Origin of the sequence: Streptomyces sp., assembly GCF_050698815.1 — a bacterium.
Lineage (GTDB): Bacteria > Actinomycetota > Actinomycetes > Streptomycetales > Streptomycetaceae > Streptomyces.
Window position 1 is genome coordinate 1 of record NZ_JBOHCV010000285.1, and the last position, 9,970, is coordinate 9,970.

General features: G+C 72.0%; 9 protein-coding genes and 3 pseudogenes. 2 read left to right on the plus strand and 10 right to left on the minus strand.

The genetic code is table 11. The annotated features are described in order from the left end of the window. Positions 1-49 precede the first annotated feature (49 nt). Positions 50-703, minus strand: a pseudogene (locus ACRDP3_RS10295) (beta-1,3-glucanase family protein); the annotation flags it as partial. Positions 704-741: 38 nt separating this feature from the next. Next, positions 742-1,956 carry an RNA-guided endonuclease InsQ/TnpB family protein gene (locus ACRDP3_RS10300; RefSeq protein ID WP_431516575.1) on the minus strand — a complete coding sequence of 405 codons (1,215 nt, stop codon included), beginning with the start codon at positions 1,954-1,956 and terminating at the stop codon, positions 742-744. A gap of 49 nt (positions 1,957-2,005) precedes the next feature. Here ACRDP3_RS10300 and tnpA point away from each other — a divergent pair, with 49 nt between their 5' ends. Continuing rightward, positions 2,006-2,434, plus strand: a complete 429-nt coding sequence (gene tnpA, locus ACRDP3_RS10305) for an IS200/IS605 family transposase (RefSeq protein ID WP_431516568.1) — start codon at positions 2,006-2,008, stop codon at positions 2,432-2,434. 112 nt (positions 2,435-2,546) lie between these two features. Here the strand turns inward: tnpA and ACRDP3_RS10310 are convergent. After that, positions 2,547-3,047: pseudogene (locus ACRDP3_RS10310) on the minus strand (beta-1,3-glucanase family protein); the annotation flags it as partial. Further along, on the minus strand, positions 3,044-3,475 hold the full coding sequence (locus ACRDP3_RS10315; RefSeq protein WP_431516576.1) for a hypothetical protein: 432 nt from the start codon (positions 3,473-3,475) through the stop codon (positions 3,044-3,046). The gene ACRDP3_RS10315 and the pseudogene ACRDP3_RS10310, both read right to left, overlap by 4 nt. Here ACRDP3_RS10315 and ACRDP3_RS10320 point away from each other — a divergent pair. After that, positions 3,432-3,707, plus strand: a pseudogene (locus ACRDP3_RS10320) (substrate-binding domain-containing protein); the annotation flags it as partial. The gene ACRDP3_RS10315 and the pseudogene ACRDP3_RS10320 sit on opposite strands and share 44 nt — an antisense overlap. A 1-nt stretch (position 3,708) precedes the next feature. Here ACRDP3_RS10320 and ACRDP3_RS10325 read toward each other — a convergent pair. From ACRDP3_RS10325 to ACRDP3_RS10350, 6 genes are all read right to left on the minus strand, one after another. Next, positions 3,709-4,872 (minus strand): glycosyltransferase family 4 protein, encoded by a 1,164-nt coding sequence (locus ACRDP3_RS10325; RefSeq protein WP_431516569.1) that lies wholly within the window; start codon positions 4,870-4,872, stop codon positions 3,709-3,711. A gap of 268 nt (positions 4,873-5,140) precedes the next feature. Next, positions 5,141-6,892 (minus strand): DNA repair protein RecN, encoded by a 1,752-nt coding sequence (recN, locus tag ACRDP3_RS10330; protein ID WP_431516570.1) that lies wholly within the window; start codon positions 6,890-6,892, stop codon positions 5,141-5,143. 174 nt (positions 6,893-7,066) lie between these two features. Further along, on the minus strand, positions 7,067-7,972 hold the full coding sequence (locus ACRDP3_RS10335) for an NAD kinase (RefSeq protein ID WP_431516571.1): 906 nt from the start codon (positions 7,970-7,972) through the stop codon (positions 7,067-7,069). Next, entirely contained in the window at positions 7,969-8,775 is an 807-nt protein-coding gene (locus tag ACRDP3_RS10340) for a TlyA family RNA methyltransferase (protein ID WP_431516572.1), read from the minus strand. Before ACRDP3_RS10340 ends, ACRDP3_RS10335 begins: the two co-directional genes overlap by 4 nt. 3 nt (positions 8,776-8,778) lie before the next feature. Then, entirely contained in the window at positions 8,779-9,252 is a 474-nt protein-coding gene (locus tag ACRDP3_RS10345) for a hypothetical protein (RefSeq protein ID WP_431516573.1), read from the minus strand. Positions 9,253-9,309: 57 nt separating this feature from the next. Continuing rightward, positions 9,310-9,970 (minus strand): ABC transporter ATP-binding protein (locus tag ACRDP3_RS10350; RefSeq protein WP_431516574.1); only part of this gene is annotated, 661 nt, incomplete at its 5' end.

The window sequence follows — 9,970 nt, forward strand, 5'->3', positions numbered from 1 at the left end:
CACGTACCCGGCGTCGGGTACGTGCGCGGGCGGCGTCCGCTCGGCCCGCTCAGAATTCGGTAAGCGTCAGGGTGATCTCGGCGGCTGCGGTGTCCTGGATGTAGGAGGCGAAGTCGGCGACGTCGTCGAAGGCGAAGCCGTACGCCTTGCCGTCCTCGGTGGCCGCGTGCATGGCCTTGGCGTAGTAGTGGGTGACGTCTCCCTGGTAGAAGCCGGCGGGGTCGGTCGTGGGCTGGTCCGCGGACGGGACGAGCGTGGTCCGGTTGAAGGCGGCGCCCAGTATCGCGGCGACGGGTCCGGTGGTGCCGTAGTTGGGCGCGGCGAGGTTGCCGTCGCAGAAGAGCACGTCCTTCGTGCTGGGCTTCTGGAAGGAGACTTCGCCGGGCCCGGTGAAGGCGAGGGTGTCGCCGCTGACCCGTCCGGTGAACCTGCCGGCGTTGGTGGTGACGGTCAGGTCCTTCCCCGAGTAGGTGCTCCACGCCTCGTCGATGTACGCGTCGAAGTAGTCCGCCGCGAACTTCCCCGCCCCCAGCCCGTGGCCCGGCGCGATGACGCGCCTGTCGTCGATCACCAGCCCGGAGAACGCCTCGACGCCGCCGATGTCCTGGAAGACCGCGTCGCGCGCTCCCTGCTTCAGGGTGCCGGTCGTCTGGTCCTTGGCGCCCTTGAGGTGGATGGCGAGCGGGACGCTGAACATGTCGACCGTGACTCCTCCACCCCGTAAAACGGGGTGGCTTCTCGCTAGGCGGGTTGAGCTTCGCGACGGACCAGCCCGGCCCGTAGAACGTTTAGGGCGCCCACCGTGTCGGCGTGCGCCGAGTGGCCGCACGCCTGGCAGTGGAATTTCTCCTGGGTGGGCCGGTTCTCCTTGGCGGTGTGCCCGCATTCGGGGCACCGCCGGGAGGTGTTGCGGGGGTCCACGGCGATCACTTCCCGTCCGGCACTCTCAGCCTTGGCGTGCAGGATCGCGAGGAACACCCCCCATCCGGCATCAGCTATCGAGCGGTTGAGTCCGGCCTTGGCGGCGGCCCCGTTGGGCAGGAACGCGCCCGGTCGGTCGAGGTCGGGCTTGGGCGCGGCGGTGCCCACCATGTTGCGGATCTTGAGGTCTTCGTGCGCGATGAAGTCGTGCTCACGGACCAGCGCAAGCGCGGTCTTGTGTGCGTGATCGAGCCGCTGGCGGCGGACCTTGCCATGCAGCTTGGCGACCTTCTCCACGGCCCGTCGGTGGTTCACTGTGCGCTTGTCGCGCCGGACGCGGGGGAACTTCGAGAGTGCCTGTTGTGCGGCTTGGAGCCTGGCGGCGTTGCTGCGGCCGTGTCGCGGGTTGGGGACGAACTCGCCGCCCGAGTCGGCGAGGAAGTTGGCTATGCCCAGGTCGATCCCGACCACGCTGCCGGTCGCGGGCAGCGGTTCGGGCTGGTCCTGTTCGGCGGTCAGCACGACGAACCACTTGCGGCCCTCGCGCTTGACGCTGATCGTCTTGACCTTGCCGACCACGGGCCGGTGCTGGTGGACCTTGACGCAGCCCACGCCTTGGAACCGGACGCGGGTTACCGGGTCGTGCGCGGTGGCATCCCAGCGGCAGCCGTCGCCGTCCTTCGGGAACTCCACGGTGTCGAACCAGTTCACCCCCCGGAAGCGCGGGTATCCGGGCGTCTCGCCGGACTTGACCCGGCGGAAGAATGCGGCGAACGCCTTGTCCAAACGTCTGAGCGTCGCTTGCTGTGAGCTGAACGACCATCGGCCCTGACGCTCGGGATCGAATGCCCGAATGTCCTTGAGCTGCGCGGATTGCATCCCGTATTTGATGCTGGTCTTCGAAACGTGGCGGTACGCGTCGCGGCGTTCCTGCAACGCGCCGTTGTAGAGCGAGCAGTGATCGCGCAGTATCTCGCTCAGGGCCTGGGCCTGGCGGACGGTGGGCCGCATGAGGAACTTGTACGCACGGATCATCCGGCCCACCCCCTTCGGCTCGGGACAGTCACGATCCTATCATTGGTGCATGTCACCACGCTGGGAACCGAATCCCGACGTACGGCGCGGCCGTCACGTCGTCTACGACCTGCACGTACACTTGGTGTTCGTCACCAAGTACCGGCGGAACGTCTTCGATGACGCCATGCTGACGCGCTGCGAAGAGATCATGCGGAAGGTCTGCGAGGACTTCGAAGCGGACCTGATCGAGTTCAACGGCGAAGAGGACCATGTGCACCTGCTGGTGCACTACCCGCCGAAGACCGCCCTGTCGAGCCTGGTCAACTCCCTCAAGGGGGTCAGCTCCCGCCGGCTGCGGCAGGAGTTCACCGGCCGCGTGAACCGCGCCATCATGCACGGCCGGTTCTGGTCCGGCTCCTACTTCGCCGGAAGCTGCGGCGGCGCCCCCCTCCAAGTGGTCAAGGACTACATCGAGAACCAAAAGCGGCCTGACTGAGTGCGGCACCGTGGCGGAGCTTTCCGAAGCGATGCCGCGGCACTCCGCGCCGCAGGGCTCAGGATCGGATTCCCTCCCCGCCCGAAGGCGGGCATTCCCTCCGAAGCAGAGGAATGGCGCCGGACTTGTAGGTGAACTCTGCGCAGTCGTGCAGCACCCCGTAGTTGGGGTCGGATTCCACCCAGCCCGCCGGATAGGCGAGGGCGGCCTTGCCGGCGCCGTCCTCGACCGCCCTGATCTTCAGCTTGCCGCCGAGCGAGAAGTAGATCCGCCCGGACATCTCCGGCAGTTGGAGGGTCGTCTCGCCGCTGCCCGCCAGGGGTATGGCGTAGTCGGTGAAGCCGTCGCCGCCGTTGTCGCCCAGCGCGACGGGCTTCAGCCGGCCCTCCGGGGTGACACGCACCTGGTTGGCGCCGTCGTTGCCGACGATGTAGAGGTGTACGGACGTGTTGTCGTACTCCCCGCTGTTGTTGACGATCTTCAGCGGCAGGCCGGCGGCCCGGGCCCGCCCGCCGCGGGTGGCACCACCGGCCTGGTGGGTGTTGAGTCCGGCGGCCGGCACGGCGACGGCGCTCGCGGCGGCGCCGCGGATGAGAGACCTTCGGCTGATCACTTCGAGGCACCTCCGGTGCTTTCGACGGAGACGTAGTCGACGGAGAGCGAGCCGCCCGGCTGAGTGGCCGGGGTGGGGGTCCGCTGTCCGGAGACGCCGTCGGGGAAGCCGCCGCCCATGGCCAGGTTCAGCAGCAGGAAATGGCCGTGGTGGGTGGCGTCAGCCCAGGTCCGGGTGTCCACAGCGGTCTCCTTGACGGAGTGGAACTGCTCGCCGTCGACGTACCGGCGCAGCTCCTCGGTGCCGCCGCTGCGGTCCAGCTCCATCGCGTACTCGTGGTACTCCGTCTTGCAGGTGCCGGCACAGGGGCGCGAACCGCCCAGGCCCGTCGTCTCGTTGCACGGCCCGCCGGGGTTGCTGCCGCAATGCAGCGTCCCGTACGTGGTGTTCGCGGGCAACGACCTGATGGCCTCCGGGGCGCTGCGCACCCTCCGCGCTCACGGGCGCCGGTAACCGGCGGACGTCGCGGTGGTCGGCTACGACGACCTGGAACCGGCCGCCTGGGCCGACCCGCCGCTGACGACGGTCCGTCAGGACGTCGAGGGCATGGGCCGCATGATGGCCGGGTTGCTGCTGCGACGCCTCGGCCTGACTCCGGGCACGTCACCGCCCGGACCGGTGGTGACACCGGCCGGGCTGATCGTCCGGGACTCCACCTGAGTCAGCGCTGCCGGGCGTCGGTGAGTTCGTCGTAGACGCTCAGCACTTGCGCCACCGTGGCCTCGGCGGTCGGCCACGTCGTCGCCCTGGCGCGGCCCGCGGAGGCGAGGCGGGTGCGCCGATCCGGGTCGGCGAGCAGGCCGGTGACGGAGGAGGCGAGCGCGTCCGGGTCGCCGTAGGGGATCAACAGGGCGCTGCCGCCCACCAGTTCCGGCACTCCGCCAACCGAGGTGGCGATCAGTGGTACTCCCTCGAGAAGTGCCTCCTGCGCCAGCAGGGAACGGCCCACCCAACGGGAGGAGAGCAGGGCGACATCGGCCCCGGCCAGCAGCTGAAAGGCGTCGTCCCGACGTCCCAGCAGACGCACCGGCAGCGCCTCGGCGTCGATGCGCCGCTGCAGCGCGGGGCGGTCCGGACCCTCCCCCGCGATGGCCAGCAGCGGCGACGGGTCCAGGTGCCGCCAGGCGCGGGCGGCGGTCAGGGCGGTGCCGTACCCGTGGTGCGCGTCCAGCCGGCCCACGGAGAAGACCAACGGGCGGCCCATCGCGCCCACTTCGGCCCGCGCCTTGTGCCGGCCACGCTCCGCCACCGGGACGGTCGGCTCAGCGCGCTCCTCACGTGCCGGTCCCGGCAGCACGACGGGCGCGAACCGCGCGTCCCGCGCCCCGCACCGCCGGGCCCGGTCGACCAGGTCCGTGGTCGCCCCGAGGACGACGGTCGCGGCCCGCGCCACCCGTCGCTCCATGAACCGTACGAGCCGCGCCCGCGCCCCCCGGGCGTGCCCGCGGTGGTGCCAGGTGACGACGAGCGGCACGTGGCGCCGTCGCCCGCTGAGGGCGAGCGCGGTGAGGGCCAGCAGGCCGGCCCGCAGTCCGTGCGCGTGCACCAGGTCGGCGTCGGCGCAGACGCGCCGGAGCGCTCCGGCGGCCTCCGGCTCGGTACCCGCGGGGGCCGGCGCGAAGTGGGCTCCGACGCCGGTGAAGCCGTACATCAGCTCCGCGCCGGGCGGCGCGCAGACGGTCACCCGCAGTCCGCGCGCGACCAGTCCCTCGGCGAGCGACCGCACATGCGCGCCGGTGCCCGCGTTCGCACCGTCCAGCACCTGGACGGCGTGCGGTGGCGGCCGGCCGACGGGCGGCCGGGGCGGCGTGGGGGGACGGCTCACGACAGGTCGAACTCCTGCTCAGACGGTGACGGACGATACGGGACTGGACGGGAACGGCATGGGCTGGGCTGGGCCGGGCCGGGAACGTACGCACGGTACGGGTGCACGCGGCCGGTGACCGGGGCCGCGCCCAGCATGCCAGCCGCTGACGGTGCTCCGGCACCCCGCGTGGGGCAGTGGTGCGGCACGTCGCGCCCGCACAGTACCGGGATCACTCGTTCGGGTGACATCGTCGGTCCTGTGCCGGACCTGCCGGACGGGCGGCGGCTCAGCTGCCGTCCTGGGCCGCCTCCAGCAGCTCCTCGGCGTGTGCCCGCGCCAGCTGCGAGTCCTCCTGCCCGGCGAGCATCCGGGACAGCTCCCGCACCCGGTCCTCACCCTCCATCGCCTGTACACCGCTGTGGGTGACGGAACCGTCGTCGGTCTTCTCGACCACCAGGTGCCGGTCGGCGAAGGCGGCGACCTGCGGCAGGTGGGTGACGACGACGACCTGGGCGGACCGGGCCAGCCGAGCCAGCCGCCGCCCCACCTCGACGGCCGCCTTGCCGCCGACGCCGGCGTCGACCTCGTCGAAGAGGTAGGTCGGCACCGGGTCGGAGCCCGCGAAGACGACCTCGACCGCGAGCATCACACGGGAGAGCTCACCGCCGGAGGCGCCCTTGGCGATGGGGCGTGGCTGTGCACCTGGATGCGGGGCGAGCAACAGCTCGACCTCGTCGGTGCCGTGCGGCCCGAACGCGACGGCACGCCCGTCCAGTTCGAGCCCGGAGTTCTCGTCGGCCGCGTCGCCGCGCTTGAGGGCGAAGGAGACCCGGGCGTGCGGCATGGCCAGCTCGGCGAGCTCCTCCGTGACCGCGTCGGCGAACCGCTTCGCGGCGTCCCCCCGGGCGTCGGTCAACCGCTGTGCCAGTACCGTCAGTTCGTCGCGCAGCTCGGCGCGCTCGGCGGTCAGCTCGTCGATCCGCTCGTCGTCGCCCTCGAGTTCGGTGAGCCGGGCGGCGCTCACCTCCGACCAGTCCAGTACGGCGCCGATGTCCGCACCGTACTTGCGGGTGAGCTGGGCGAGTGCCGCGCGCCGCTCCTCGACGGCGGCGAGGCGCAGCGGGTCGGCGTCCAGGTTGTCGGCGTACCCGGCCAGTTCACCCGCCACGTCTCCCATCAGGATGGTGACCTCGCCCAGCCGCTCGGCGAGCGTGGCAAGAGCGGGATCATGGGCCCGTACGGCCTCCAGGGCCCGGTACGCGGCCGAGACCAGCGCCGCCGCGTCCACGCTCTCCGGGTCGGCGGGGTCGCCCGCGAGAGCGCCGTGCGCGGTGGTGGCGGCGGCGGCGAGGGCCTCGGCGTGGCCGAGCCGTTCGGCCTCGGCGGCGAGGTCGGCGTCCTCGCCCGGCAGTGGTTCGGCGGCGGCGATCTCCTCCAGGCCGAAGCGGAGCAGATCGGCCTCCTGCGCCCGTTCACGGGCGAGGGTGGTGATCTCGTCCAGTGCGGTGGTGACCCGGCGCAGCCGCTGGTAGGCCGCGGACCAGGCGGCGAGCGGCACGGACACGGCCTCACCGGCGAACCGGTCGAGGGCCTGCCGCTGCCGGGCGGGGCGCAACAGCCCCTGCTGGTCGGTCTGTCCGTGCACGGCGACGAGGTCGTCACTCAGCTCGGCGAGCAGCCCGACGGGCGCGGACCGGCCGCCGACGTGGGCGCGGGACCGGCCCTCCGCGGAGACCGTACGGCTGACGAGCAGCGCCCCGTCGTCGAGTTCGGCGCCAGCCTCCGTCGCGCGGTGTGCCGCGGGCGAGTCCGGCGGGAGGACGATCCGGCCCTCGACGACGGCGGCCTTGGCGCCGACCCGCACCAGGGCGGCGTCGGCGCGCCCGCCAAGCAGCAGCCCGAGGCTGGTGACGACCATGGTCTTGCCCGCTCCGGTCTCACCGGTCACCGCGGTGAAGCCGGGGGACAGCTCGACGACAGCGTCGTCGATGACGCCCAGGGACCTGATCCGCATCTCCTCCAACACGGGTACGACCATACGCAGTCCCCCGGGGTGCCCCCACCCCTGGTCCCCGGAGCCCACGAGCAGCCCACCCGGCGCGGGACCGGCCGCCGACCGGGGCATGCACGGGAACGGCCGCCGGATCGTCACGGAAGGTGACCGTCACCGTACCGACAGCGGCCGGTTCCGCGCCGCCGCGAACGGCACCCGTCAGCGCGGTGCTCCGCGCCAGCCCGCCACCGGCAGCGCGAACTTGGCGACCAGCCGGTCCGTGAACGAGGCGTGGTGCAACCGCGCCAGCCGGACCGGAACGGAACCGCGCCGCACCTCCACCCGTGCTCCCGCCGGGAGTTCGACGCTGCGCCGTCCGTCGCACCAGATCACACCATTGGGCGTCTCCGGCTGCACCTCCACCGCGAGCACCGAATCGGGCGCCGTCACCAGGGGTTTGGCGAACAGGGCGTGCGCACTGATGGGCACCATCAGCAGCGCCTCCACCTCCGGCCAGACCACGGGTCCGCCGGCCGAGAAGGCGTAGGCGGTGGAGCCGGTGGGCGTGGCGCAGACCACGCCGTCGCCGCCGAAGCGGGAGACGGGCCGGTTGTCGACCTCGGTGACGACCTCCAGCATCCGCTCACGTGAGGCCTTTTCCACGGACGCCTCGTTGATGGCCCAGTCGCGGTGCACGATCCGCCCGTCGTTGCGTACGAGGACGTCGAGCGTCATCCGCTCCTCCACCTCGTAACCGCGGGTCACCACCCGGTGGACGACCTCGTCCAGATCATCCCGCTCCGCTTCGGCGAGGAAGCCGACCCGGCCCAGGTTGACTCCGAGCAGAGGTACGCCCGAGGCACGCGCGAACTCCGCGCCGCGCAGCAGCGTTCCGTCGCCCCCGAGCACGACGATCAGTTCGCAGCCCTCGACCGCGTCCGGCGTGCCCGTGACCGTACGGACCGAAGCCGGCAGCGGCAGGTCGGTGGCCTCGTCCTCCAGCACCCGTACCCCGATGCCGTTGCGCAGCAGCCCCTGTACGACCAGTTCGGCGCTGCGCAGGGCGGCGGGACGGCCGGTGTGGGCGAGCAGGAAGACGGTACGTGCGCCACTGGGTGTCGTCATTCGGGGCCCTCCGCCACAGCTTGCTCGACAGCGGCCGGGTCGATCTCGGGTGCACCGGCGCGCAGCCACAGAAAGTACTCGACATTGCCTGACGGCCCCGGCAACGGACTCGCCGTCACCCCCATCGTCCCGAGGCCGAGTGCGGCTGCCTGCGCGGCGACCGTACTGACAGCTCCGGCGCGCAGTTCGGCGCTGCGCACCACGCCTCCACTGCCGAGCCGTTCCCTGCCGACCTCGAACTGCGGCTTGACCATGAGCACGAGGTCGGCGTCGGGCGCGGCGCACCGAACGAGGGCGGGCAGCACGAGCCCCAAGGGGATGAAGGAGAGGTCGCCCACAATGAGACCGACCGGTTCACCGTTCACGTCCTCCAGCGTCAACTCGCGTACGTTCGTACGGTCCTTGACGGTGACGCGGGCGTCGCTCTGGAGGGACCAGGCGAGCTGCCCGTATCCCACGTCGACGGCCACGACGTGTCCCGCGCCCGCGCGCAGCAGCACATCCGTGAACCCGCCCGTCGAGGCCCCCGCGTCCAGGGCGCGCCGCCCCTCGATGCGCAGGCCGAGCGGCACGAACGCCGCCAGCGCGCCCGCGAGTTTGTGGCCGCCCCGTGAGACGTAACCGGGGTCGCCGTCGTCCTCGCGGACCACGACGGCGGCGCTTGTCTCCACCTGCGTGGCGGGCTTGGCGGCGGTGTTCCCGCCGACGGTCACCCGTCCCGCGGCGATGAGCTGACTGGCGTGCTCGCGCGAACGGGCCAGCTTGCGGCGCACCAGCTCCGCGTCGAGTCGGCGTCGCGGCACGGATCAGCTCCCGGGGTGGGGATGTTCCGGCGCCCGGGGGCCGGGGGCGGGACGGTCCAGGGCGGTCAGCGTGTCACGAAGTCCCCGGTGCACGTCCTCGTACACCTCCAGATGGCCTGAAACCGCGAGATGGTCGGCGTCCTCCAGGCGCCTCAACTGGGCGTCCACAGGCGCGTGTCCGGTTGGCTCGATGTGCAGGCCGAGCGGCTGGGGGCCGTCGTCCGGATCAGGCTCGTACACGGGCTCGGGCTCCAGCTCGGGCTCCGGCTCCAGTTCGGATTCCGGCTCCGGCTCCGGCTCTGATTCCGGCTCCGGCTCGGTCTCCGGCCGGCCGCTGTGCTCTGCGTACGCCCCGTGCCCCGCCGGTGGCGTCGTCCTGGCCCCTGCGGATTCCCCCGGTTCTGAGGGGTCTGCGGGGTCCGCGGGGCGGCCCCCGTCCTGCTGCGCCGGAACTGCACCCGGCATCGGCTCGCTCATGCCCCTGACGCTACCGCTTCCGACCTGCGCCCCGGCTCCCGCCCGTGCCCGCGCGGCTCATCCGGTCCGCGCCGCCCGCGTACGCTCCCGCGCGGCGGGCACAACCAGCGGCGTGCCCGACTCCGGGTCCTCGATCACCCTGCAGGGCATGCCGAAGACCTCCTCCACCAGCTGCGCCGTGACGATGTCGCCGGGGGCGCCCTGCGCCACCACCTGACCGTCGCGCATCGCGATCAGATGTGTGGCGTAGCGCGCCGCGTGGTTGAGGTCGTGCAGCACCGCCACCAGCGTGCGCCCCTGCTCCTCGTGCAGCCCGGCACACAGGTCGAGCACCTCGATCTGGTGCGCAATGTCGAGGTACGTCGTCGGCTCGTCCAGGAGCAGCAGCTGCGTCTGCTGTGCCAGGGCCATCGCGATCCATACGCGCTGCCGCTGCCCGCCGGAGAGTTCGTCGACGAAGCGGTCGGCCAGATCAAGTACCGCGGTCGCCGTCATGGACTCGTGTACGACCTGTTCGTCCTCGCGCGACCACTGCCGCAGCAGACCCTGGTGCGGATAGCGACCGCGTGCCACCAGGTCGGCGACGGTGATCCCGTCCGGCGCGATGGACGACTGGGGCAGCAGCCCGAGCGTACGTGCCAGCTTCTTGGCCGGCATGCCGCTGATGTCGGCGCCGTCCAGCATGACCGAACCCGCGGCGGGCTTGAGCATCCGGGAC

Excerpts from the sequence above, each read along its gene's own strand:
- ACRDP3_RS10300 (WP_431516575.1), bottom strand. The coding sequence starts at position 1,956 with ATGATCCGTGCGTACAAGTTCCTCATGCGGCCCACCGTCCGCCAGGCC.
- tnpA (WP_431516568.1), top strand. The coding sequence starts at position 2,006 with ATGTCACCACGCTGGGAACCGAATCCCGACGTACGGCGCGGCCGTCAC.
- recN (WP_431516570.1), bottom strand. The coding sequence starts at position 6,892 with ATGGTCGTACCCGTGTTGGAGGAGATGCGGATCAGGTCCCTGGGCGTC.
- ACRDP3_RS10335 (WP_431516571.1), bottom strand. The coding sequence starts at position 7,972 with ATGACGACACCCAGTGGCGCACGTACCGTCTTCCTGCTCGCCCACACC.
- ACRDP3_RS10345 (WP_431516573.1), bottom strand. The coding sequence starts at position 9,252 with ATGAGCGAGCCGATGCCGGGTGCAGTTCCGGCGCAGCAGGACGGGGGC.